Origin of the sequence: Pseudomonas brassicacearum, assembly GCF_009601685.2 — a bacterium.
In the GTDB taxonomy this organism is placed as follows: domain Bacteria; phylum Pseudomonadota; class Gammaproteobacteria; order Pseudomonadales; family Pseudomonadaceae; genus Aquipseudomonas; species Aquipseudomonas kilonensis_B.
This window is the reverse complement of sequence record NZ_CP045701.2, coordinates 5,389,777-5,414,241: the sequence shown is the minus strand read 5'-3', so window position 1 is coordinate 5,414,241 and position 24,465 is coordinate 5,389,777. Positions and strand designations below refer to the sequence as shown.

The 24,465-nt window shown below is 61.4% G+C and carries 23 protein-coding genes and 1 other RNA gene; 20 read left to right on the top strand and 4 right to left on the bottom strand.

From position 1 onward, the window contains the following. The 5 genes from petA (at window position 1) to GFU70_RS23335 (ending at window position 3,783) form a co-directional block, all read left to right on the top strand. Window positions 1-594, top strand: coding sequence for a ubiquinol-cytochrome c reductase iron-sulfur subunit (gene petA / locus GFU70_RS23355; RefSeq protein WP_153388877.1), 594 nt, complete (start codon window positions 1-3; stop codon window positions 592-594). Next, entirely contained in the window at window positions 594-1,805 is a 1,212-nt protein-coding gene (locus tag GFU70_RS23350; protein WP_058545584.1) for a cytochrome b, read from the top strand. The genes petA and GFU70_RS23350 overlap by 1 nt, the downstream gene beginning before the upstream one ends. Then, complete coding sequence (locus tag GFU70_RS23345) at window positions 1,805-2,584, top strand: cytochrome c1 (RefSeq protein WP_058545585.1); 780 nt, start codon at window positions 1,805-1,807, stop codon at window positions 2,582-2,584. Before GFU70_RS23350 ends, GFU70_RS23345 begins: the two co-directional genes overlap by 1 nt. Window positions 2,585-2,735: 151 nt before the next feature. Beyond that, window positions 2,736-3,353: a glutathione S-transferase N-terminal domain-containing protein gene (locus GFU70_RS23340; RefSeq protein ID WP_003178195.1), complete on the top strand. Its 618-nt coding sequence runs from the start codon at window positions 2,736-2,738 to the stop codon at window positions 3,351-3,353. A 16-nt stretch (window positions 3,354-3,369) separates the two neighbouring features. Next, window positions 3,370-3,783: a ClpXP protease specificity-enhancing factor gene (locus GFU70_RS23335; protein WP_058545586.1), complete on the top strand. Its 414-nt coding sequence runs from the start codon at window positions 3,370-3,372 to the stop codon at window positions 3,781-3,783. Between the two features lie 1,015 nt (window positions 3,784-4,798). On the opposite strand, the gene GFU70_RS23330 is transcribed toward GFU70_RS23335, so the two are convergent. From GFU70_RS23330 to GFU70_RS23315, 4 genes are all read right to left on the bottom strand, one after another. Continuing rightward, a complete protein-coding gene (locus tag GFU70_RS23330; protein WP_003178201.1) occupies window positions 4,799-5,377 on the bottom strand; it encodes a BON domain-containing protein in 579 nt (192 codons plus the stop codon). Continuing rightward, complete coding sequence (locus tag GFU70_RS23325) at window positions 5,374-5,967, bottom strand: phosphoheptose isomerase (protein WP_007928463.1); 594 nt, start codon at window positions 5,965-5,967, stop codon at window positions 5,374-5,376. Before GFU70_RS23325 ends, GFU70_RS23330 begins: the two co-directional genes overlap by 4 nt. 103 nt (window positions 5,968-6,070) lie before the next feature. Further along, complete coding sequence (locus tag GFU70_RS23320; protein ID WP_058545587.1) at window positions 6,071-6,433, bottom strand: YraN family protein; 363 nt, start codon at window positions 6,431-6,433, stop codon at window positions 6,071-6,073. Further along, window positions 6,433-8,244 (bottom strand): penicillin-binding protein activator, encoded by a 1,812-nt coding sequence (locus GFU70_RS23315; RefSeq protein ID WP_153388876.1) that lies wholly within the window; start codon window positions 8,242-8,244, stop codon window positions 6,433-6,435. Before GFU70_RS23315 ends, GFU70_RS23320 begins: the two co-directional genes overlap by 1 nt. 330 nt (window positions 8,245-8,574) lie before the next feature. On the opposite strand from GFU70_RS23315, the gene rsmI reads away from it, so the two are divergent. From rsmI to GFU70_RS23240, 15 genes are all read left to right on the top strand, one after another. Then, complete coding sequence (rsmI, locus tag GFU70_RS23310; protein ID WP_165826006.1) at window positions 8,575-9,480, top strand: 16S rRNA (cytidine(1402)-2'-O)-methyltransferase; 906 nt, start codon at window positions 8,575-8,577, stop codon at window positions 9,478-9,480. A gap of 74 nt (window positions 9,481-9,554) precedes the next feature. Beyond that, window positions 9,555-9,908, top strand: an RNA gene (rnpB, locus tag GFU70_RS23305) — RNase P RNA component class A. A 308-nt stretch (window positions 9,909-10,216) separates the two neighbouring features. Continuing rightward, on the top strand, window positions 10,217-10,672 hold the full coding sequence (gene mraZ, locus GFU70_RS23300) for a division/cell wall cluster transcriptional repressor MraZ (protein WP_003205355.1): 456 nt from the start codon (window positions 10,217-10,219) through the stop codon (window positions 10,670-10,672). Then, a complete protein-coding gene (gene rsmH, locus GFU70_RS23295) occupies window positions 10,669-11,616 on the top strand; it encodes a 16S rRNA (cytosine(1402)-N(4))-methyltransferase RsmH (RefSeq protein ID WP_058542740.1) in 948 nt (315 codons plus the stop codon). The genes mraZ and rsmH overlap by 4 nt, the downstream gene beginning before the upstream one ends. Further along, complete coding sequence (ftsL, locus tag GFU70_RS23290) at window positions 11,613-11,906, top strand: cell division protein FtsL (RefSeq protein WP_058542741.1); 294 nt, start codon at window positions 11,613-11,615, stop codon at window positions 11,904-11,906. The genes rsmH and ftsL overlap by 4 nt, the downstream gene beginning before the upstream one ends. Beyond that, window positions 11,903-13,645 carry a peptidoglycan D,D-transpeptidase FtsI family protein gene (locus tag GFU70_RS23285; protein ID WP_058542742.1) on the top strand — a complete coding sequence of 581 codons (1,743 nt, stop codon included), beginning with the start codon at window positions 11,903-11,905 and terminating at the stop codon, window positions 13,643-13,645. The genes ftsL and GFU70_RS23285 overlap by 4 nt, the downstream gene beginning before the upstream one ends. Next, window positions 13,645-15,108, top strand: coding sequence for a UDP-N-acetylmuramoyl-L-alanyl-D-glutamate--2,6-diaminopimelate ligase (locus GFU70_RS23280; protein WP_058542743.1), 1,464 nt, complete (start codon window positions 13,645-13,647; stop codon window positions 15,106-15,108). The genes GFU70_RS23285 and GFU70_RS23280 overlap by 1 nt, the downstream gene beginning before the upstream one ends. Next, window positions 15,101-16,468 carry a UDP-N-acetylmuramoyl-tripeptide--D-alanyl-D-alanine ligase gene (locus GFU70_RS23275; protein ID WP_064106953.1) on the top strand — a complete coding sequence of 456 codons (1,368 nt, stop codon included), beginning with the start codon at window positions 15,101-15,103 and terminating at the stop codon, window positions 16,466-16,468. Before GFU70_RS23280 ends, GFU70_RS23275 begins: the two co-directional genes overlap by 8 nt. After that, entirely contained in the window at window positions 16,468-17,550 is a 1,083-nt protein-coding gene (gene mraY, locus GFU70_RS23270) for a phospho-N-acetylmuramoyl-pentapeptide-transferase (protein WP_014340067.1), read from the top strand. Before GFU70_RS23275 ends, mraY begins: the two co-directional genes overlap by 1 nt. 5 nt (window positions 17,551-17,555) lie before the next feature. Beyond that, the gene (gene murD, locus GFU70_RS23265) at window positions 17,556-18,902 is read left to right on the top strand and encodes a UDP-N-acetylmuramoyl-L-alanine--D-glutamate ligase (RefSeq protein ID WP_058542744.1); all 1,347 of its coding nucleotides are present in this window, start codon (window positions 17,556-17,558) and stop codon (window positions 18,900-18,902) included. Then, a complete protein-coding gene (gene ftsW, locus GFU70_RS23260) occupies window positions 18,899-20,116 on the top strand; it encodes a putative lipid II flippase FtsW (RefSeq protein WP_057451743.1) in 1,218 nt (405 codons plus the stop codon). Before murD ends, ftsW begins: the two co-directional genes overlap by 4 nt. Continuing rightward, complete coding sequence (murG, locus tag GFU70_RS23255) at window positions 20,106-21,176, top strand: undecaprenyldiphospho-muramoylpentapeptide beta-N-acetylglucosaminyltransferase (protein WP_116641374.1); 1,071 nt, start codon at window positions 20,106-20,108, stop codon at window positions 21,174-21,176. Before ftsW ends, murG begins: the two co-directional genes overlap by 11 nt. Further along, the gene (gene murC, locus GFU70_RS23250; RefSeq protein ID WP_058542746.1) at window positions 21,169-22,629 is read left to right on the top strand and encodes a UDP-N-acetylmuramate--L-alanine ligase; all 1,461 of its coding nucleotides are present in this window, start codon (window positions 21,169-21,171) and stop codon (window positions 22,627-22,629) included. Before murG ends, murC begins: the two co-directional genes overlap by 8 nt. Then, entirely contained in the window at window positions 22,626-23,591 is a 966-nt protein-coding gene (locus tag GFU70_RS23245) for a D-alanine--D-alanine ligase (protein WP_058542747.1), read from the top strand. Before murC ends, GFU70_RS23245 begins: the two co-directional genes overlap by 4 nt. A gap of 3 nt (window positions 23,592-23,594) precedes the next feature. Next, a complete protein-coding gene (locus GFU70_RS23240; RefSeq protein ID WP_058542748.1) occupies window positions 23,595-24,461 on the top strand; it encodes a cell division protein FtsQ/DivIB in 867 nt (288 codons plus the stop codon). Window positions 24,462-24,465: the final 4 nt, after the last annotated feature.

The following is a 24,465-nucleotide window of genomic DNA, read 5'->3' as shown; positions in this document are numbered from 1 at the left end:
ATGAGCAATGACGGCGTGAATGCAGGCCGGCGTCGCTTCCTGGTAGCAGCCACATCCGTGGTGGGTGCTGCAGGAGCGGTGGGGGCTGCGGTCCCGTTCGTGGGGTCATGGTTTCCCAGTGCCAAGGCGAAAGCCGCAGGTGCACCGGTGAAAGTGAATGTCAGCAAGATCGAGCCAGGCCAGCAGATGATTGCTGAGTGGCGCGGCCAGCCGGTGTTCATCGTCCGCCGTACAGAGGAAATCCTGGGGAATCTGAAAAAGATCGAGGGTCAGTTGTCCGACCCGACCTCCAAGAACTCGGTCCAACCGGAATACGTCAATCCTGAAACGCGTTCGATCAAGCCGGAATTCCTGCTGTTGATCGGAATTTGTACGCATCTGGGTTGCTCGCCAACGTTCCGCCCTGAAGTGGCCCCTGCTGATTTGGGCAAGGACTGGGTCGGTGGTTATTTCTGCCCTTGCCACGGCTCCCACTATGACCTGGCCGGTCGCGTCTACAAGTCGCAGCCTGCACCTCTGAACCTGCCAGTTCCCCCGCATTCCTATGAGACCGACGACATCATTGTCATCGGCGTCGATACGGAGAAAGCGTGATGAGCAAATTCATGGATTGGGTTGATGCGCGCTTTCCCGCGACCAAAATGTGGGAAGACCATCTCAGCAAGTATTACGCCCCAAAGAACTTCAACTTCTTCTACTTTTTTGGCTCCCTGGCGCTGCTCGTTCTGGTCAACCAGATCGTTACCGGTGTCTGGCTGACCATGAGCTACACCCCGTCGGCCGAAGAAGCGTTTGCCTCCGTCGAATACATCATGCGCGACGTCGAGTACGGCTCGATCCTGCGTCTGCTGCACTCCACCGGCGCTTCGGCGTTCTTCATCGTGGTCTACCTGCACATGTTCCGTGGCCTGCTCTACGGTTCGTACCAGAAGCCTCGTGAGCTGGTGTGGGTCTTCGGCATGCTGATCTACCTGGCGCTGATGGCCGAGGCCTTCATGGGCTACCTGCTGCCGTGGGGCCAGATGTCCTACTGGGGGGCTCAGGTGATCATCTCGCTGTTCGGTGCGATCCCGGTCATCGGTGACGACCTGACCCAGTGGATTCGTGGTGACTACCTGATCTCGGGCATTACCCTGAACCGCTTCTTCGCCTTGCACGTGGTCGCACTGCCGATCGTGATCCTTGGCCTGGTGGTGTTGCACATCCTGGCCTTGCACGAAGTCGGGTCGAACAACCCGGATGGCGTGGACATCAAGAAGCACAAGGACGAGAACGGCGTACCGCTGGACGGCATCGCCTTCCACCCGTACTACACCGTGAAAGATATCGTCGGCGTGGTGGTCTTCCTGTTCATTTTCTGCTCCATCGTGTTCTTCTTCCCGGAAATGGGCGGTTATTTCCTGGAGAAGCCGAACTTCGAGCAGGCGAATGCGTTCAAGACGCCTGCGCATATTGCTCCAGTTTGGTATTTCACGCCGTTCTACGCGATCCTTCGGGCAATTCCGGACAAGCTGATGGGCGTTATTGCCATGGGCGCAGCCATCGCCGTGCTGTTCGTCCTGCCGTGGCTGGATCGCAGTCCGGTCAAGTCGATGCGCTACAAAGGCTGGCTGAGCAAGATCTGGCTCTGGGTATTCTGCATCTCGTTCGTGATCCTGGGTGTGCTCGGGGTACTGGCACCGACGCCGGGGCGTACGCTGCTCTCGCAGGTCTGCACGTTCCTGTATTTCGCCTATTTCATTCTGATGCCGTTCTACACCAGGCTCGAGAAGACCAAACCGGTTCCGGAAAGGGTGACTGGCTGATGAAAAAGTTATTTGCAGTTTTGATTCTGGCTGTGCTTCCTGCTGTCTCTTTTGCCAACACGCTTGAGCCTGAGCTTGAAAAGGTTGAAATTGACGTCGCTGATAAGGTCGCCTTGCAAGATGGTGCGCGTACATTTGCCAACTATTGCATGGGCTGTCACAGCACGAAGTTCCAGCGCTATGAGCGCGTAGCCAAAGATTTGGATATCCCCGCAGATCTCATGCAGAGCCATCTGATATTCACGGGTGCCAAAATCGGTGATCACATGGAGATCGGCATGCAACCTGCGGACGCCAAGACCTGGTTCGGTGCCGCGCCGCCGGACCTGACCCTGGTCGCTCGTGTGCGTGGGACGGACTGGCTCTATGGTTACCTGCGTTCGTTCTACGAAGATCCTGCACGTCCATGGGGCGTGAACAACAAGGTCTTCCCGAACGTCGGCATGCCTAACGTACTGGTCGGCCTCCAAGGGCGCCAAGTGGTAGGCTGCAAACAGGTTCAGATCGTCGAGGACGGCAAAAAGCAATTCGATCCGCTGACTGGCACCGCTTTGACGCATGAAGCCTGCGATCAGCTGACCATTGTGCCGAACACTGGCAGCCTGACGCCGGAGCAGTTCGACGAGAAGGTCAAGAACCTGGTGACCTTCCTGGCCTACTCGGCCAACCCGGTGAAGCTGGAGCATCAGCGCATCGGTACCTATGTATTGCTGTACCTGGCGTTCTTCTTCGTATTCGCTTACCTGCTCAAGCGTGAATACTGGAAAGACGTGCATTGATAAAGCTGTAAGCCGTTGCTGTTAATCGTGCGCGCCCAAGGGCGTCTCTAGAAATGTAACGAGCCTGGTCAGCCAGGTGTTACGGGAGACGCCCTCTGGGCGCGCTCGTTTTTCCGTTTTTCGATAATTTCAACAAGCGAGGAGGATCGCCATGGGCGTGACCAATCGGTTGGCCTGTTACTCCGACCCCGCCGACCACTATTCCCACCGGGTACGCATCGTACTGGCAGAGAAGGGTGTCAGCGCCGAGATCATTTACGTCGAAGCGGGCCGTCAGCCGCCGAAGCTGATCGAGGTGAACCCTTACGGCAGCCTGCCCACGCTGGTCGATCGTGACCTGGCGTTGTGGGAGTCGACCGTGGTGATGGAATATCTGGATGAGCGTTATCCGCATCCACCTTTACTGCCGGTGTACCCTGTTGCACGTGCCAACAGCCGTTTGCTGATCCATCGCATCCAGCGTGACTGGTGCGGGTTGGTGGATCTGATCCTGGATTCCCGGACCAAGGAGCCGGCGCGGGTCGTGGCGCGCAAGGAATTGCGTGAAAGCCTGACTGGCGTATCGCCGCTATTCGTCGACAAGCCGTTTTTCCTCAGTGAGGAACAAAGTCTGGTGGATTGCTGCCTATTGCCCATACTCTGGCGTTTGCCAATTCTGGGTATCGAACTGCCGCGGCCTGCCAAGCCGCTGCTTGATTATATGGAGCGCCAATTCGCGCGTGAGGCTTTCCAGGCGAGTCTGTCTGGTGTCGAACGCGACATGCGCTAAGGCTTAGGGAGCCGCTATGAACTCCAGTCGACCTTATCTGGTCCGCGCGCTCTACGAGTGGATTGTGGACAACGATTGCACCCCGCACATGCTGGTCAACGCCGAGTATCCATCGGTGCAGGTGCCGCAGGGTTTTGCCAATGACGGGCAGATTGTCTTGAACGTGTCGCCAGCCGCTGTGCGTCACTTGCACATGGATAACGATGCCGTCAGCTTCGAAGGTCGCTTCGGTGGTGTGCCACACACCCTGTACGTGCCTATTGCCGCGATCTTGGGGATTTATGCCCGGGAGAATGGCCAGGGCATGGTGTTTGAGCTGGAAGCGCCGCTCGATGGTGAAGAAGAGTTCGAGCCGGATGATGACTTGCCACCACCTGATGACGAGCCACCGCGCCCTAGTGGGCGGCCGAGTTTGAAGGTGGTGAAGTAGTTAGATATGTGCCAGATACAGGCTGTTTGAAAGCTTGGTAACTTGGTTAAGAAAATGCCCCTATCGTGAGATGCGGGCATTTTTTTTGTGTCATGGTTGGTGTGTATATCCGTTTCTGCGGTAATGGCTACTGGCGGTTCCGCTCTTACAGCGGCTCACTTTTGGAAGAGCCGGGAGCCGGACCAGCCAAAAGTAAGCAAAAGCGCTTTGCCCCACCACTTGGTGCCTCGCTTAGGCTCGGCATGCCCTCACTCCGGCATTGCTCCGTGTGCCCACTGCGCAATGCCTGCGTTCGGCCAGCGTGGTTAACGGGGCGCCGAGATCAACGTCCACCGCGAGGCGGCCTTAGAGCCGACCTGGCTCTTCTGGTCGTACACCTGTCAGACCTGTGGGAGCAAAGCTTGCTCGCGAAGAGGCCAGCACATCCAACATCATCATCGACTGTAACGCCGCCATCGCGAGCAAGCTCCCACATTCAATCTTCAGCGGACACAAAATTTATATCCAGCACAGAATCCCTGTGGGAGCGAGCTTGCTCGCGATGAGGCCGGCAAGCCCAGCATCCATGTGACTGAACCACCGCCATCGCGAGCAAGCTCGCTCCCACACGGGATTTCAGCAGACATAAAATTCATATACGCCCAGTTTCCCACAGGAGAAACGCGGTCCCCATCAAGAAGCAGGTCGGCTCTAAGGCCGCCTCGTGGTGGACGTTGATCTCGGGCGCCCCGTTAACCACGCTGGCTGAAGGAGCAATGCCTTCGTTCAGGCATGCCGAGCCTAGGCGAGGTGCCGAGTGGTGGGGCATGAGCGTTTTGCTTACTTTTGACTGGGCCGGCTTCCGGGCTTCTCAAAAGTGAGCCGCCGTCAGGGCGGAACCCTAAGCGGCCGTTACCGCAGCAACGGATATACACACCAACCAACCAACGAACCAACCAACCAACCAAAACGAAGCGATAAAAAAACGGCGCCTTTCTTTCCAGGAAAAAGCGCCGTTCTTGTACCTGCATTTATATCAGTCAATGTACTCAAACAACTTGACGATTTTCTGCACCCCGGACACACCCTGCACCAGGTTAGTCGCCTGCGCAGCCTCTTTCTTGGTCAACAGACCCAGCAAATAGACAATGCCATTCTCGGTCACAACCTTGATGCGCGAGCCGGGAATACTGGCGTCGGTGAGCATCTGGGTCTTGATCTTCGTGGTCAACCAGGCATCGTTCTGGCGTGCCAGCAGCGAGGAAGGTTGCAGGACTTGCAGTTCGTTATGCACGGTCTTGACCCGTTGCACGGCGCTGGCTTCCTGTTCGGCCTTGGCCTTGAGGTCGGCGCGTGGAGTCTGGCCGGCCAGCAATACGACGCCGTTGAAACTGGTGACGACGATGTGCGAGTTGTTGTCCAGGTCCGGGTCGGCCTTGGCGATGTTCACGCCTACCTTGGTTTCAATCAGGGAGTCGTCGATCTTGCTGCCGAACGTGCGGGTGCCGCGGTCATCTTCAATCGGCTTTTCCCGGCTGGCGTTAACCACCGATGTGCAGCCGCTGATGCCGAGGCATAGGGTCAGGGCCAGCAGGCCTAGGCGATTAGGGGTCATTCTTCACTCCCGAACAGTTGGCTGTCGATCAAGTCGCAAAGGCAGTGGATCGCCAGCAGGTGGACTTCCTGGATACGTGCGGTGACATTGGCCGGTACGCGGATCTCGACGTCTTCTGGCAATAGCAGGGACGCCATGCCGCCGCCGTCACGACCGGTCAATGCTACGACAATCATTTCGCGATCATGTGCGGCCTGGATCGCTTGAATAATATTGGCCGAGTTGCCGCTGGTGGAAATCGCCAGCAGTACATCGCCGGGTTGGCCCAGGGCGCGGATCTGTTTGGAGAATACCTCGTTATAGCTGTAGTCGTTGGCGATCGAGGTGATTGTCGAGCTGTCGGTGGTCAGGGCGATCGCCGGCAGGCTCGGGCGTTCGCGCTCGAAGCGGTTGAGCAGTTCTGAAGAAAAGTGCTGGGCGTCGCCGGCCGAACCACCATTGCCGCACGAAAGCATCTTGCCCTCGTTGAGCAAGGCGTTGACCATCACTTGGCTGGCTTGCTCGATGTGCGGTGCAAGTACGTCCATCGCCTGTTGCTTGGTGTCGATACTGGCCTGAAAAAGCTGGCGAATTCGCGATTGCATGTCCATCTGTGTGACCTTAAGTAGCGCGGCTTATCGGCACAAACATGTGCGGCGCGCAAAGCAAAGAGCAAAAAAGTTTATGTGAAGGTGTCCGGCTCGGCATGGGCGCTCAACTGTCGAAGGCGTTCTGCAGCCAGTTCAACTGAGCGGCGTTGCTGTCGATGGCAACCACGTCGAAGCGGCAGGGATGATCGGCCCAGCGAGGCTCGCTTTGCAGGAAATACTGCGCGGCGAAAACCAGCTTCTGGCGCTTGCGCTCGTCAATGCTGTCGAGCGCGCCACCCCATTGAGTGTTTTTTCTGTAGCGGACCTCGACGAATACTACTGTATCGCCGTCAAGCATGACCAGATCAAGCTCGCCGCGTTTGCACAACCAGTTCTGCGCCACCAGCCGCAGGCCTTGTTGCTGGAGATGCGCGAGGGCCTGGCCCTCGGCATCCCGTCCGCTTTGCTGGCGTGATCGGTCAGGCATCAGCGCTGGGTATCCGGTAGACGCTGCACCTGGCCGTTGACGAACTCGGCCCAAGGCAGTTGACGCTGTACACGCTGGGTCGAAGACACTGCCAGGCTACCCGACAGGCCCTCGATGCGGCTGTCCGGCAGCGTCTTGAGCTGGCCCAGGCGCGGCGCCAGGCGATAGGCGTCTACCCCCATCGCGTACAACCGGCCCAGGCTGCCACCTGCCTGGGGCCACTGGGCGGTGACTTGCTTGCGCAGCGGGTCATTGGCGTCGAGCAGCCACGGGGTTTCGCAGAAGCGGATACCGCTCATGTCGTTGTACTGGTTCTGGTCGCCGCTGGCGCTGAACACTGAAGACGTCGCGTAGACTGGCACATCACCTGCGTACTGGAAGTTCAGGGTCGGCTTGATCTGCTGTGCCTGTTGCGGCGTCGAGGCCAGGAAAATGAACTCGATGTCCTGGCGACGGGACGGTTGGGCCGCGACCGTGGTGCCGACGGTGTTTTGCAGGCTCTTGGCGCGACCTTCGCTCTGGCGCAGCTGGAACATGTCGGCGATCTGCTGGGCCAGTTGCACCGGCTGGTCGACCCGTTCGATTGCGATGATGGTGCCGCCATTGGCCTGCCAGTCCTGGCTAAAGGCTTTCAGGACACGATCGCCCCATTCACCCTTGGGTACCATGGCGGCAGCGCGATGCAGGCCATCGGCGCGGGCGCGACGGGAGACTTCGCGGGCTTCATCCTCGGGTGCCAGGCCGAACTGGAACAGTTGCGATGGCCCTTGTTCGCCTTCGCTGTAATTCAGAGCCAGGGTGGTAATCGGCAGTTGCGGGCGGGTGCTGATCTGCTTGACCAGTGGTTTTTCCAGCGGTCCGACCACCAGTTGCACGCCGTCGGCCTGGGCCTTGCGATAGAACTCGTCCATGGAGCTCAGGCTGGAGCTGTCGTAGAACTGGATGCTTGGCGGCTTCTGTCCGGCCTGCTGGGCCTGGTAGTGCGCGGCCATGAAGCCCTCACGCAAGGCCCTGGCAACCGCCGCCAGCTGGCCATTTTGCGGCAGCAGCAGGGCGATCTTGCTCAGCGGCTGGCTCGCCAGTTCCTTGAGCTTGACCAGCGGTGTCGGCAGTTGCAGGGCAGCGGGGTGCTTCGGGTTCTGTTCGCGCCAGTGGTCGATGGCCGCCTGCTGTTGTTCCAGGGTGCCGGCTGTCTTGACGACCAGGGCCAGGCTCAGCCAGCCGCCAAGGTCGTCGTTGGCGCTTGGCTGCAGATGGTCGGTGGGCAGCGAGGCGATCAACGACCAGATGGTTTCGTGGTTTTTCGCCGCGGCGTCGTTCTCCAGCAAGGGCGCGATGAAAATGCGCTCCTTGGCGGCGGCCAGGGTCTGGCCATCGGCCTCCAGGGCGCGGGCGCGGACGGTACCGGTGCGAACCTGCTGCTCCACCGGCATTTCGCTCAAGTGTTGCAGGCTCGGGTGGCTCAGGGCGGTCAGTGCCGCCTTGGGTTGGTTGCGGGTCATCGCCAGTTCAGCCGACAGCGTGCTGGCGAAAATCTGCTGGCCGGGCTTGAGTTGTTCCATCGGCACTTGTTGCAGGATCTGTGCGGACTGGCCGGCGTTGCCCTGGCGATAGGCCAGGTCGGCAGCGCTCAGGCGCAGCAGGGCGGCTTTTTCCGGGTCTTTGCTTTGAGTGGCCTGTTCGAGCAATTGCTCGATACTGGCATCCGGGGTGCGTGGAAGTTCGCCAAGGCTGGACGAGGGCGAGCTGGCGCAGGCCGCCAGGAGGGCGGCGAGGCAGAGGGCGGAGAGCAGCCGCAGGCAAGCGATCATGTAAGTGTTCCTGATACGAGATCAAATTAGCGTCGAATTGTACCCAAGCACTGGCCGGGGCGCGATGTTAGTGGTGTGAATCGATCAATTTAGGTATTTCAAAGAGTGCGGCGTAGCACAAAAGACCGGGTATTGAGCCTTTGTGGCGAGGGCGCAAACCTCCGCTGGGCTCGGTAGGCGCTGGCGCAGTCTGCGATCTTTTGATCTTTCGCTTGAGATTCAAGTGGCTGGGGAAAGATCGCAGCCTCGCTTCACTCGTCAGCTCCTACAGGCACGGATGAGCGCAAGCAAGTTTACCGCGAACAGCCGAGGCCGCCGCTACACGCTACAATGGCGGTTTTTACCGATCATGAGGTGCGCGTTTTGACTGCTCCAGGTGCTTTGAATTCCGCTGCCGGCTCGCTTTATGTGGTGGCGACGCCCATCGGCAACCTGGACGATATCAGTGCCCGGGCGCTGAAAATCCTGCAGGAGGTTGCGTTGATCGCAGCTGAAGACACGCGCCACTCCCAGCGCCTGCTGCAGCATTTCGGCATTTCCACGCCGTTGGCAGCCTGTCACGAACACAATGAACGGGATGAAGGCAGTCGTTTCATTACCCGGCTGCTGGCGGGCGATAACGTCGCGCTGATTTCCGATGCCGGTACGCCGCTGATTTCCGACCCTGGCTATCATCTGGTGCGTCAGGCTCGGGCGGCGGGCATCAGCGTGGTGCCGGTGCCGGGGGCTTGTGCATTGATCGCGGCGCTGTCGGCGGCAGGCCTGCCGTCGGACCGTTTCATCTTCGAAGGTTTCCTGCCGGCCAAGGCGGTGGGGCGACGGGCGCGCCTGGAGGCTATAAAGGAAGAGCCGCGCACGCTGATCTTCTATGAGGCGCCGCACCGCATCCTTGAATGCCTGCAAGACATGGAGCAGGTGTTCGGCCCTGAGCGTCCGGCGTTGTTGGCTCGTGAGTTGACCAAGACGTTTGAAACCCTCAAGGGGTTGCCGTTGGCGGAGCTGCGAGCCTTCGTCGAAAGCGACAGCAACCAGCAGCGCGGTGAATGTGTTGTGCTGGTGGCTGGGTGGACAGCGCCGGAAAGTGAAGACGCTGTCAGCAGCGAAGCGATGCGCATCCTGAACCTGCTGCTCGAGGAAATGCCACTCAAGCGTGCCGCGGCCCTTGCGGCCCAGATCACTGGCGAGCGCAAGAATGTGCTGTACCAGGTCGCGCTGGAAAAACAGAAAGGTCAGTGAAACCAAGGTGCGGGGCAGGCCAAAGGCTTTTAGCGCTTGTTCTTCAAGCGCTCTGCCGTTAACCTTCGCGGCGGAGAGTCGATCGGACAGTCGCTGCCCTCTATGAGAATTAGGGGGGGGAGGAAAGTCCGGGCTCCATAGGGCGAAGTGCCAGGTAATGCCTGGGAGGCGTGAGCCTACGGAAAGTGCCACAGAAAATAACCGCCTAAGCGCTTCGGCGCCGGTAAGGGTGAAAAGGTGCGGTAAGAGCGCACCGCACGGCTGGCAACAGTTCGTGGCTAGGTAAACCCCACTTGGAGCAAGACCAAATAGGGTCCCAAGGCGTGGCCCGCGCTGGGACCGGGTAGGTTGCTAAAGATGTCCAGTGATGGCCATCGTAGATGAATGACTGTTCAAGACAGAACCCGGCTTACAGATCGACTCTCCACCTTTTCCCTTCCTGCCAGAATCACTGGCAGACGCAATTCCTAATACCAAAAAAATCTTACTCTTAATAAATCACTTTAACTTGTGCGCGCAGTTCCCTGCGCTGTCTCAGGTTTGGGCGAAATTTCCTACGTCACATTCTTGTTACCCCTCCTGAAACGTTCCTAAATCTCCGATCTATAAGGCTTTTCCTTCATTGCGCGCCTTGACGGTGCGGTGGGCGCATTCCTATAGTGTGCGCAAGTGGCGGAAAGTGGCATGAAGTGGGTTTTTTTGAAGGTAAAACGCCAAAAAGTGGAGAAACGCAGACGTGTTTCGCGGAGCTAACGCTATCAGTCTCGATGCAAAAGGCCGGCTCGCCATGCCCAGCCGGTATCGTGACGAGCTCGTTTCGCGAAGTTCCGGGCAATTAATCGTCACGATCGACGCTGTTGACCCATGTTTGTGCGTTTACCCCCTTGATGAGTGGGAAATCATCGAAACCAAACTGCGCGCACTGCCTTCGCTGCGTGAAGAAAACCGCCGCTTGCAACGCTTGCTGATTGGTAATGCCGTCGACCTCGAACTCGACGGCAGCGGTCGTTTCCTGGTGCCGCCGCGCCTGCGCGAGTACGCCAAGCTGGATAAGCGCGCGATGCTGGTGGGCCAACTGAACAAGTTCCAACTGTGGGACGAAGATGCCTGGAATGCGGTTTCTGCCGCTGACCTTGCTGCTATTCAACAACCGGGCGCCATGCCTGATGAACTGCGTGATTTGATCCTGTGACTATTGATAGCGGCTTTAACCACATCACCGTACTGTTGGACGAGGCCGTCGAGGCTCTCGCCGTACGTCCTGATGGCTGCTATCTGGACGGCACGTTCGGGCGTGGCGGACACAGCCGGTTGATTCTCAGCAAGCTCGGTCCGGGTGGCCGGTTGCTGGGGTTCGACAAGGATCCTCAAGCGATTGCCACCGGGCAAGCGCTGGCGGCCGAAGACGGCCGCTTTGTCATTGTGCAGCGCAGCTTTGCCGAGCTGGCTTCGGAAGTCGCCGAGCGTGGCCTGGCCGGCAAGGTCAGTGGCGTGCTGCTCGACCTGGGCGTGTCTTCGCCACAGCTGGACGACCCGGAGCGTGGCTTCAGTTTCCTCAATGACGGCCCGCTGGACATGCGCATGGACCCGTCCCGTGGAATCAGCGCCGCCGAATTCGTCAACACTGCCCCGGTGGAAGAAATCGCCCGTGTCTTCAAGGAATACGGTGAAGAGCGTTTCTCCGGGCGCATGGCCCGTGCCGTGGTCGAGCGGCGCGACATCAAGCCATTCGAGCGCACCGGCGACCTGGCCGAGGTGCTGAAGGTTGCCAATCCGGCCTGGGAAAAGGGCAAGAACCCGGCAACCCGGGCTTTCCAAGGCTTGCGCATTCACGTCAATAACGAGCTGGGCGATCTGGAAGTCGGTCTCGAAGCGGCGCTTGAAGCGCTAGAGATCGGCGGTCGGCTGGTGGTGATCAGCTTCCACTCCCTGGAAGACCGCATCGTCAAGCTGTTCATGCGCAAACTCACCAAGGGCGAAGCCGATAACCTGCCGCGCAACCTGCCGGTGCGTTTCGAAGCCTTCGTGCCGAAAATCAAGATCCATGGCAAGGCGCAGTTCGCCTCCGAGGCCGAGCTCAAGGTCAACCCGCGCGCCCGTAGCGCGGTCATGCGTGTCGCGGAGAAGTTGCGGTGAGCAGGCTCTTCGCCAAGCCCCTGCCCGGCGGCAGCTTTTTCATGCTGCTGCTGTTTATCGGCGTGCTCGTGTCGGCCATTGCCGTGTCCTATAGCGCGCACTGGAACCGCCAGCTTCTCAATTCCCTTTACAACGAGCTGAGCGTGCGTGACAAGGCGCAGGCCGAGTGGGGCCGGTTGATCCTGGAGCAGAGCACCTGGACCGCCCATAGCCGCATCGAAGTCTTGGCCACCGAGCAGCTGAAAATGCGCATCCCTGGCGCTGCCGAAGTGCAGATGGTGACGCCATGATAAAACTCGAAGGGGCACTCTTTCCGTGGCGCTTCCGCCTGGTCCTGGGTTTGCTCGGGATCATGGTGGGCGCTATCGTCTGGCGCATCATCGATTTGCAAGTGGTCGATCGTGATTTCCTCCAGGAACAAGGCGATGCCCGCAGCTTGCGTCATATTCCGATTCCGGCTCACCGTGGCCTGATCACCGATCGTAATGGCGAGCCGTTGGCCGTGAGCACCCCGGTAACGACGTTGTGGGCAAACGCCAAGGAAATGCAGCAGGCCAAGGAAAAGTGGCCGGCCCTGGCCGCCGCCCTTGGACAGGATCCCAAGGCCCTGGCCGAGCGCCTCGAAGCCCAGGCCAACAAAGAATTCATCTACCTGGTGCGCGGGCTGACGCCTGAGCAAGGCCAGAGCGTGCTCGACCTGAAAATCCCGGGTGTCTACGGCATCGAAGAGTTCCGGCGCTTCTACCCGGCCGGTGAAGTCACGGCCCACATGGTCGGGTTTACCGACATCGATGATCGAGGGCGGGAAGGCATAGAGCTGGCTTACGACGACTGGCTCGCCGGGGTTCCCGGCAAGCGGCAGGTTATCAAGGATCGGCGCGGCAGGCTGATCAAGGATGTCCAAGTCACCAAAAACGCCAAGGCCGGTAAGCCCTTGGCGTTGTCCATTGATCTGCGCCTGCAATATCTGGCCAACCGTGAGCTGCGCAATGCCATCGTCGAGAACGGTGCCAAGGCCGGCAGCTTGGTGATCATGGACGTGAAGACTGGCGAGATCCTGGCTATGGTCAACCAGCCCACCTACAACCCGAACAACCGTCGCAACCTGCAACCGGCGATGATGCGTAATCGCGCGATGATCGACGTGTTCGAGCCGGGTTCGACCATGAAGGCGGTGTCCATGGCCGCCGCTCTGGAAACCGGACGCTGGAAACCGAGCGACACCGTCGAGGTGTACCCGGGCACCCTGCAGATCGGCAAGTACACCATTCGCGACGTGTCCAGGAGCGAAGGCCCGGTGCTGGACTTGACCGGCATCCTGATCAATTCCAGTAACGTCGGCATGAGCAAGATCGCCTTCGATATCGGCGGGGAAACGATTTACCGTCTTGCCCAGAAAATCGGTCTTGGTCAGGGTACTGGCCTGGGCTTTCCTGGCGAGCGTGTCGGCAATCTGCCGAACTACCGCGAGTGGCGCAAGGCTGAAACGGCCACGTTGTCATACGGCTACGGTGTTTCCGTGACCGCGATCCAGTTGGTCCACGCGTTTTCGGTGCTGGCCAACAACGGCCGCATGACACCGCTGTCGCTGATCAAAACCGACAAGGCCCCGGAGTCTACTCAGGTCATTCCGGAGGATGTCGCCAAGACCATGCAGGGCATGCTGCAACAGGTGATCGAAGCGCCGCGTGGCGTTTATCGCGCCCAGGTGCCGGCCTATCACGTGGCCGGCAAGTCGGGTACGGCCCGCAAAACCTCTGCGGGCGTCAAGGGCTATGCCGAGAACTCCTACCGTTCGCTGTTCGCCGGTTTCGGCCCGATGAGCGACCCGCGCTACGCCATCGTCGTGGTCATCGACGAGCCGAGCAAGGCGGGCTACTTCGGCGGCCTGGTCTCGGCGCCGGTGTTCAGCAAAGTGATGTCCGGCACCCTGCGCCTGATGAACATTACCCCGGATAACCTGCCGCCGACCCAGCAGGCCAGTACCGCGCCGGTCGTTCCCTTGAAAGCTGAAGGAGGGCGTGGCTGATGTCCCTGAGCCTGAACAAGATTTTTGCCCACGCCGGTCACGATCTGCTGATTCGCGAATTGGCGTTGGACAGTCGCAATGTACGCGCCGGGGACTTGTTCCTGGCAGTGGCGGGCGCTCGTTTCGATGGCCGTGACCACATCGCCGATGCCCTGAAACGTGGCGCGGCTGCTGTGGCTTATGAAGTACAAGGCGCGACCGTGCTGCCGATCACCGACGTTCCGCTGATTCCAGTCAAGGGCCTGGCGGCGCAACTGTCGGATATCGCCGGGCGTTTTTATGGTGACCCGAGCCGTCACCTGAACCTGGTGGGCGTGACCGGCACCAACGGCAAGACCAGCGTGACCCAACTGGTGGCCCAGGCTTTGGACCTGCTCGGCCAGCATTGCGGCATTGTCGGGACCCTGGGCAACGGCTTCCATGGCGCATTGGAAAGCGGCCTGCACACCACGCCGAACCCAATAGCCGTGCAAGCGACCCTGGCGGACCTGAAAAAGGCCGGTGCCAAGGCCGTTGCGATGGAGGTCTCTTCCCATGGTTTGGACCAGGGCCGTGTGACCGCGCTGGCGTTCGATGTCGCGGTGTTGACCAACCTGTCCCGGGATCACCTGGATTACCACGGCACCATGCAGGCCTACGGTGAAGCCAAGGCCAAGCTGTTTGCCTGGAATGACCTGAAGTGCCGGGTCATCAACCTCGATGACGAATTCGGCCGGCAATTGGCTGCCGAAAAGCGCGAGTCCCGGTTGATCACCTACAGCCTGGAAGATGCCAGCGCCTACCTTTATGTACGCCAGGCGCAATTCAATGACGAAGGCGTGCGCGCCACGCTGGTCACGCCCCAGGGCGAGCACCATTTGCGCAGCACCTTGCTCGGTCGCTTCAACCTGAGCAACGTATTGGCAGCCATCGGTGCCTTGCTCGGCCTGGACTACGCGCTGGACGAAATCCTCAAGGTCCTGCCGAAGCTCGAAGGCCCGGCCGGTCGCATGCAGCGCCTGGGTGGCGGTACTCAGCCGCTGGTGGTGGTCGACTACGCCCACACCCCCGACGCCTTGGAAAAAGTTCTTACGGCCCTGCGTCCTCACGCCAAGGGTCGGCTGCTGTGCCTGTTCGGCTGCGGTGGCGATCGCGATCGCGGCAAGCGTCCGTTGATGGCCGAAGTGGTCGAGCGCTTGGCAGACGGCGTGCTGGTCACCGATGACAACCCACGCAGCGAAGACCCGCTACGGATTTTCGACGACATCCGCGCCGGTTTTACGGCTGTGGATAACGTCACCTTCGTGGCCGGTCGCGGCCAGGCCATCGCCCAATTGATCGCCAGCGCCTCGGCGGATGATGTCATCGTCCTGGCCGGCAAGGGGCACGAGGACTATCAGGAAATCAACGGCGAACGCCATGCTTTCTCCGACCTGGTGGAAGCCGATCACGCCCTGACCGCGTGGGAGGTTGCCCATGCTTAAGGCCTTGAAACTCAGTGAGCTGACCAACGCCCTGAATGCGCGCCTCATCGCCGCGGACGCCACCTTTGACGGCGTCAGCATCGACAGCCGGGCGATCACGCCGGGGCAATTGTTTGTCGCCCTGACTGGACCGCGTTTCGATGGCCACGATTACTTGAACGAAGTCGCGGGCAAAGGTGCGGTCGCCGCCCTGGTCGAGCGCGAAGTGACCAACAGCACGTTGCCGCAATTGCTCGTCAACGACACCCGCCAGGCCCTGGGCCAGCTCGGTGCGCTGAACCGCGCGGCATATGGCAACCCGGTCGCAGCCATCACCGGCTCCAGCGGCAAGACCACGGTCAAGGAAATGCTTGCCAGCATCCTGCGCACCCGCGGTCCGGTGCTGGCGACCCGTGGCAACCTGAACAACGACCTCGGCGTGCCGCTGACTCTGCTGGAGCTGGCGCCGGAACACAGCGCCGCCGTCATCGAGCTGGGCGCTTCGCGGCTCGGCGAGATTGCCTACACCGTGGCCATGACCAAGCCCCACGTGGCGGTGCTCAACAACGCTGGGACTGCCCACGTCGGCGAGTTCGGCGGCCCGGAAAAAATCGTCGAGGCCAAGGGCGAGATCATCGAGGGGCTGGATGCCGATGGCGTCGCCGTGCTGAATCTCGACGACAAAGCCTTCGACATCTGGAAGGCCCGGGCGGGGGCGCGCAAGGTGCTGACCTTCGCCCTGAGCAACCCCGCCGCGAATTTCTACGCCAGCCACCTGGACCGCGATGCTCGCGGTTGCCCGGCTTTCAACCTGCACAGCCCGGTTGGTGCCGAGCGGGTGCAGTTGAACCTGCTTGGCACCCATAACGTTGCCAACGCCCTGGCCGCGGCGGCTGCCGCCCATGCGCTGGGCGTGTCGCTGCCGGGCATTGTTGCCGGGCTGAATGCCGTGCAGCCGGTCAAGGGGCGCTCCGTCGCGCAACTGGCCAGCAACGGCATGCGCGTGATCGATGACACCTATAACGCCAACCCGTCGTCCATGTGCGCGGCCGTGGATATCCTTGCCAGTTTTTCCGGCCGTACCGTGCTGGTGCTGGGGGATATCGGCGAACTGGGCGAGTGGGCGCAACAGGGGCATCACGACGTCGGTGCCTATGCGCGCGGCAAGGTCGACGCGCTGTATGCGGTCGGCCCGATGATGGCGCATGCGGTCGCCGCGTTTGGCGAACACGCACGGCATTTCACCACTCAGGCCGAACTGATCCAGGCCCTGGGCGCCGAGCAGGACCCGAACACCACCTTATTGATCAAGGGCTCACGTAGCGCAGCGATGGAAAACATCGTCGCGGCGCTGTGCGGCGCCTCCACGGAGAAACATTAATGCTGCTGCTGCTAGCGGAGTACCTGCAACAGTTCCACAAAGGCTTCGCGGTCTTCCAGTACCTGACCCTGCGCGGGATCCTGGGTGTGCTGACCGCGCTGTCGTTGTCGCTGTTCCTGGGCCCGTGGATGATCCGCACCCTGCAGAACCTGCAGATCGGCCAGTCGGTCCGTAACGACGGCCCGCAGTCGCACCTGTCCAAATCCGGCACCCCGACCATGGGCGGCGCGCTGATCCTGTCGTCCATCGGCATCAGTACGTTGCTCTGGGCCGACCTGGCGAACCGGTATGTCTGGGTCGTGCTGCTGGTGACCTTGCTCTTTGGCGCCATCGGTTGGGTCGACGACTATCGCAAGGTCATCGAGAAGAACTCCCGTGGGCTGCCAAGCCGCTGGAAGTATTTCTGGCAGTCGGTGTTCGGCCTAGGCGCGGCGATCTTCCTTTATATGACCGCCGCCTCGCCGGTAGAGACCACCCTGATCCTGCCGATGCTCAAGGACTACAGCATTCCGCTGGGCGCAGGCTTCATCGTGCTGACCTACCTGGTGATCGTCGGTTCGAGCAACGCGGTCAACCTCACCGACGGCCTCGATGGCCTGGCGATCATGCCCACGGTCATGGTCGGCGGCGCCCTGGGGATCTTCTGCTACCTGTCGGGTAACGTGAAATTCGCCGAATACCTGCTGATTCCTTATGTGCCGGGGGCGGGCGAGTTGATCGTGTTCTGCGGTGCGCTGATCGGTGCCGGCCTGGGCTTCCTGTGGTTCAACACCTACCCGGCGCAAGTCTTCATGGGCGACGTCGGCGCGTTGGCGCTGGGCGCGGCCCTGGGCACCATCGCCGTCATCGTTCGCCAGGAAATCGTCCTGTTCATCATGGGCGGTGTATTCGTGATGGAGACCCTGTCAGTCGTCATTCAGGTTGCGTCCTTTAAATTGACCGGCCGCCGGGTATTTCGCATGGCGCCGATCCACCACCACTTTGAACTCAAGGGCTGGCCCGAGCCACGCGTGATCGTCCGTTTCTGGATCATCACCGTGATTCTGGTCCTGGTCGGCCTTGCCACCCTGAAGCTGAGGTAGAACGAGTGTCCCTGATCGCTTCTGACCACTTCCGCATCGTTGTCGGCCTCGGCAAGAGCGGCATGTCCCTGGTTCGCTTCCTGGCGAACCGGGGCGTGTCGTTTGCCGTGGCCGATACGCGGGAAAATCCACCTGAGCTGGCCACGCTGCGCCGTGACTATCCGCAGGTGGACGTGCGTTGTGGCGAGCTGGACGTCGAATTCCTGTGCCGCGCCGATGAGCTCTACGTGAGCCCTGGCCTGGCCCTGGCGACTCCGGCCCTGCAGGCGGCGGCTGCCCGTGGCGTGAAATTGTCCGGCGACATCGAGCTGTTCGCGCGTAACGCCAAGGCGCCGATCGTCGCCATCAGCGGTTCCAATGCCAAGAGCACCGTCACCACCCTGGTGGGCGAGATGGCGGCGGCGGCCGGCAAGCGCGTCGCGGTGGGCGGCAACCTCGGTACCCCGGCGCTGGACTTGCTCAGTGACGACGTCGAGTTGTACGTGATGGAGCTGTCGAGCTTCCAGCTGGAAACCACCGACCACCTGGGCGCCGAAGTGGCGACCGTGCTCAACATCAGCGAAGACCACATGGACCGCTATAGCGGCCTGCCGGCTTATCACCTGGCCAAGCACCGGATCTTCCGTGGCGCCCGGCAAGTGGTGTTCAACCGCCAGGACGCCCTGACCCGTCCATTGTTGGGCGAGGGCATGCCGTGCTGGTCCTTCGGCCTGGGCGTGCCGGATTTCAAAGGCTTCGGGCTGCGCGAAGAGAACGGCGAGAAATACCTGGCCTTCGAATTCCAGAACCTGATGCCGGTGCGCGAACTGAAGATTCGTGGCGCCCACAACCAGGCCAATGCCCTGGCCGCGTTGGCCCTGGGGCATGCGGTCGGCCTGCCGTTCGACGCCATGCTCTCGGCCCTGCGCAGCTTCGCCGGTCTTGAGCACCGCTGTCAGTGGGTGCGCGACCTGGACGGCGTGGCTTGGTACAACGACTCCAAGGCCACCAATGTCGGTGCCGCACTGGCGGCCATCGAAGGGCTGGGCGCGGACATCCAAGGCAAGCTCGTGCTGATTGCCGGCGGCGACGGCAAGGGTGCGGACTTCAAGGACCTGCGCGACCCGGTGGCGGCCAACTGCCGCGCCGTGGTGCTGATGGGTCGCGATCGCGAATTGATCGCCCAGGCCCTCGGCGATGCCGTGCCGCTGGTCCGGGTCGGTTCGCTGGACGAGGCGGTGCAACAGTGCCGCGCCCTCGCGCAACCGGGCGATGCGGTGCTGTTGTCACCGGCCTGCGCCAGTTTCGACATGTTCAAGAACTATGAAGAGCGCGGGCAGCTGTTCGCCCGGGCCGCGGAGGACTTGGCATGAGCCTGATGAACATCATCAAGCCGTACCCGTCGCCGCTGATCACCGGGCGCGGCATCGACCTGGATTTCCCGATGCTCGCCGGTTGCCTGGCCTTGCTGGGCCTTGGCCTGGTGATGATCACCTCCGCGTCGTCGGAAGTGGCCGCCGTGCAGTCGGGCAACACGCTTTACCACATGATCCGCCACCTGATTTACCTGGTGATCGGCCTGGGCGCTTGCATCGTCACCATGATGGTGCCGATCGCCACCTGGCAACGCCTGGGCTGGATGATGCTGCTTGGCGCCTTCGGTCTGTTGGTGATGGTGCTGGTGCCGGGCATTGGCCGCGAGGTCAACGGTTCGATGCGCTGGATCGGCTTCAGCTTCTTCAACGTGCAGCCTTCGGAAATTGCCAAGGTCTTCGTGGTGATTTTTCTCGCCGGTTACCTGGTGCGTCGCCAGAAAGAAGTGCGCGAGAGCTGGATGGGCTTTTTCAAGCCGTTCATCGTGCTGCTGCCCATGGCGGGCCTGCTGCTGATGGAGCCGGACTTCGGCGCCACCGTGGTCATGATGGGGGCCGCTGCGGCGATGCTGTTCCTGGGGGGCGTCGGGCTGTTTCGCTTCATCCTGATGGTGGCGCTGGCGGTGGCAGCCGTGACCGTGCTGGTCCAGGCCCAGCCTTATCGGATGGCGCGCCTGATCACCTTCACCGACCCGTGGGCCGACCAGTTTGGTTCCGGCTATCAATTGACCCAGGCACTGATCGCCTTCGGTCGCGGCGAATGGCTGGGCGTGGGCCTGGGCAACAGCGTGCAGAAGCAGTTCTACCTGCCCGAAGCCCACACCGACTTTGTGTTCTCGGTATTGGCCGAAGAGCTCGGCGTGGTCGGCTCCTTGTGCACCGTTGCCCTGTTCGTGTTCGTCTGCGTGCGCGGCATGTACATCGGTTTGTGGGCCGAGAAGGCCAAGCAGTTTTTTGCCGCCTACGTGGCGTATGGCTTGTCGTTCCTGTGGATCGGTCAGTTCCTGATCAACATCGGCGTGAACGTCGGCCTGTTGCCGACCAAGGGCCTGACGCTGCCGTTCCTCAGTTATGGCGGCAGCTCCCTGGTGATTTGCTGCGCCTGTCTGGGCCTGTTGCTGCGCATCGAATGGGAGAGTCGAACCCATCTGGGCAGCGAGGAGATGGAGTTCCAGGAGAGCGACTTCGCCGAGGAGCCGACTCATGGGCGCTAACGTGCTGATCATGGCGGGCGGTACCGGCGGGCATGTGTTCCCGGCGCTGGCCTGTGCCCGGGAATTCCAGTCGCGCGGCTACACCGTGCACTGGCTGGGTACGCCGCGGGGCATCGAGAACGAACTGGTACCAGCTGCCGGCCTTGAGCTGCATCGGATCGACGCCAGCGGCCTGCGGGGCAAGGGCAAGTTGTCGTTGCTCAAGGCGCCGCTGATGCTGCTCAAGTCGATCTGGCAGGCGCGGGCGATCATCCGTCGGTTGCGGCCGGTGTGCGTGGTCGGGTTTGGCGGTTATGTGACCGGCCCTGGCGGAGTTGCGGCGAAATTGGCCGGTGTGCCGGTGATCGTCCACGAGCAGAACGCCGTGGCCGGTACCGCCAATCGGTTACTGGTGCCGTTGGCCGCCCGGGTCTGTGAAGCCTTTCCCGACACCTTTACCCTGTCGAGCAGCCGCCGCACCACCGGTAATCCGGTGCGTACCGAGCTGTTTCTCGATACACCACGCCCGGCCCTGGCCGGACGCAAGGCACGTTTGCTGGTCCTGGGTGGAAGCCTGGGGGCAGAACCGTTGAACAAACTGCTGCCCGAAGCGCTGTCGCAGGTCGCACCCGAACTGCGCCCGGAAGTGTTTCACCAGGCTGGCAAAAACCACGATGAAGTGACCGCCGAGCGCTATCGCGCCGTTGGCGTGGAGGCGCAAGTGCAGCCTTTCATCAAAGACATGGCCCAAGCCTATGGCTGGGCCGACCTGGTGGTCTGCCGCGCAGGCGCGCTGACCATCAGTGAACTGGCTGCCGCCGGTCTGCCCTCGATGCTGGTGCCTTTGCCCCACGCCATCGACGATCACCAGACCCGTAACGCCGATTATTTGGCCCGTGAAGGCGCTGCCTTCCTGATGCCGCAAAGAACGACTGGCGCCGCGGATCTTGCCGCCCGCCTGACAGAGGTTTTGATGCAGCCGCAACGACTTGAAGACATGGCCCGCGCCGCCCGCCGCCTGGCCAAACCCGATGCCACGGCCCGAGTGGTCGATACCTGCCTGGAGGTGGCCCATGGTTGAGAATCGCAAAGCCATGCCGCAACCTGAAATGCGCCGTATCCGCCGTATCCACTTCGTCGGTATCGGCGGCGTGGGCATGTGCGGGATCGCTGAAGTACTGCTGAACCTGGGCTATGAAGTCTCCGGTTCCGACCTGAAAGCTTCCCCGGTGACCGAGCGCCTGGAGTCCTTCGGCGCTCACATCTTTATCGGCCACCGCGCCGAGAACGCCGCCAATGCCGACGTGCTGGTGGTTTCCAGTGCCGTGAACACCTCCAACCCGGAAGTCGCCACCGCCCTGGAACGCCGCATTCCCGTGGTGCCTCGGGCTGAGATGCTCGCCGAGCTGATGCGCTATCGCCACGGCATTGCCGTCGCCGGTACCCACGGCAAAACCACCACCACCAGCCTGATCGCCTCGGTGTTCGCGGCCGGTGGCCTGGACCCGACCTTCGTGATCGGTGGGCGCCTGAATGCGGCGGGCACCAATGCCCAGCTGGGCACCAGCCGCTACCTGATCGCCGAAGCCGATGAAAGCGACGCGAGTTTCCTGCACCTGCAACCGCTGGTGGCCGTGGTTACCAACATCGACGCCGACCACATGGCCACCTACGACGGTGACTTCAACAAACTGAAGAAAACCTTCGTCGAGTTTCTGCACAACCTGCCGTTCTACGGTCTGGCGGTGGTGTGCCTGGACGACCCGGTGGTGCGTGAAATCCTGCCACTGATCAAGCGGCCGACCGTGACCTACGGTTTCGGCGAAGAAGCCGACGTGCGCGCCATCAACGTGCGCCAGCAGGGCATGCAGACGTTCTTCACCGTGCTGCGTCCGGATCGCGAACCGCTGGACGTGTCGGTGAACATGCCTGGCAACCACAACGTGCTCAATGCCTTGGCCACCATTTGCATCGCCACTGACGAAGGCGTCAGCGATGAAGCCATCGTCCAGGGCCTGTCCGGGTTCCAGGGCGTGGGCCGACGCTTCCAGGTCTACGGCGAACTGCCGGTGGACGGCGGCAACGTGATGCTGGTGGACGACTACGGCCACCACCCGACCGAAGTCGCGGCGGTGATCAAGGCCGTGCGCGGTGGCTGGCCGGAACGCCGCCTGGTGATGGTCTACCAGCCGCACCGCTACAGCCGCACCCGCGACCTGTACGACGATTTCGTCCAGGTATTGGCCGACGCCAACGTGCTGTTGTTGATGGAAGTCTACCCGGCCGGTGAAGAACCCATCCCGGGGGCCGACAGCCGCCAGCTGTGCCACAGCATTCGCCAGCGCGGCCAGTTGGACCCGATCTACATCGAACGCGGCGTGGACCTCGCGCCGCTGGTCAAACCGCTGCTGCGCGCCGGTGACATCCTGCTGTGCCAGGGTGCCGGTGACATCGGTGGCCTGGCCCCGAAACTGTTGAACAGTCCGTTATTCGCCGGTGCCATCGTGGCCGCCAGCGAGGGGAAAGTGAAATGACTGCTGCCTACGCCAACCTGGTTTCGACCCTTGATCCGAAAGCCTTCGGCCGCGTTGCCGTGCTGTTCGGCGGCAAGAGCGCCGAGCGCGAGGTGTCCCTCAAGTCCGGCAACGCCGTGCTGCAAGCCTTGCAAAGCGCCGGTGTCGACGCCTTCGGCATCGATGTGGGCGACGATTTCCTGCAGCGTCTGCTGAGCGAAAAAATCGACCGCGCGTTCATCATCCTGCACGGTCGCGGTGGCGAAGACGGCAGCATGCAAGGCCTGCTCGAGTGCCTGGGCATTCCCTACACCGGCAGCGGCATCCTGGCTTCCGCCCTGGCGATGGACAAGCTGCGCACCAAGCAGGTCTGGCACAGCCTCGGCATTCCCACGCCGCGTCACGCCGTGTTGGCGTGCGAGGCCGATTGTATTTCGGCGGCCACGGAACTGGGCTTCCCTTTGATCGTCAAACCGGCCCATGAAGGTTCAAGTATCGGCATGGCGAAAGTGAATTCGCTGCCTGAGTTGACCGCGGCATGGAAAGACGCCAGTTCCTACGATTCGCAAGTGTTGGTCGAACAATGGATCACCGGTCCCGAGTTCACCATCGCCACCCTGCGTGACCAGGTGTTGCCCCCGATTGCGTTGGGCACGCCCCACACGTTCTACGACTACGACGCCAAGTACGTTGCCAACGATACCCAGTACCGCGTTCCCTGCGGGCTGGACGCCGCCAAGGAAAAAGAACTGATGGACCTCACGGCCAAGGCCTGTGAGGCACTGGGTATCGCCGGTTGGGGCAGGGCGGACGTGATGCAGGACGCCGAGGGGCAGTTCTGGTTCCTGGAAGTCAACACCGCGCCGGGCATGACCGATCACAGCCTGGTGCCGATGGCGGCCCGCGCCGCCGGTCTGGATTTCCAGCAACTGGTGCTGTCGATCCTGGCCGCCAGTGTCGGCCAGCAAGAGCCAAGAGGTTAAGCCATGCAAGGCGCATCGCTTCGTCATCAGCCATCCGCACCCGGTCGCAAGCCGGTGCCGCGGGGTGCCAGCCGAATGGTGGCCAAAGAGCCGATGTCGGCGCGTTTGCCGAAAGCCAATTTTGGTTTTCTCAAGAGCTTGTTCTGGCCGGTGCTGCTGGTGGCGTTGGGGTTCGGTACGTATGAAGGCGCGCAACGGTTGCTGCCTTATGCCGACCGTCCAATCGCCCGGATCAACGTCCAGGGCGACCTGAGCTACATCAGCCAGCAGGCCGTGCAGCAACGGATCGCTCCGTTTGTCGCGTCGAGTTTCTTCACCATCGACCTGGCGGGCATGCGCAAGGAACTGGAGCAGATGCCGTGGATCGCCCATGCCGAAGTCCGGCGGGTGTGGCCTGACCAGGTGTCGATCCGCCTGGAAGAACAATTGCCGGTGGCCCGTTGGGGCGACGAGTCGTTGTTGAACAACCAGGGCCAGGCGTTTACGCCGCGGGAACTGGCCAACTATGAACATTTGCCACAACTGTTCGGCCCACTGCGGGCCCAGCAGAAAGTGATGCAGCAGTACCAGGTGTTGAGCCAGATGTTGCGGCCACTGGGCTTCTCCATCGCACGCCTGGAATTGCGTGAGCGCGGCAGCTGGTTCCTGACCACGGGCGCAGGCAGCTCGGGGCCGGGCATCGAGCTGTTGCTCGGGCGCGGCAACCTGGTGGAAAAGATGCGCCGCTTCATCGCCATCTATGACAAGACGCTTAAAGAACAGATTACGAACATTGCGCGCATCGATCTGCGCTACGCCAACGGCCTGGCTGTTGGCTGGCGGGAACCTGTAGCGCCCACGACGGCCGAACCCGCCGTCGCGAAGAATTAAGAAG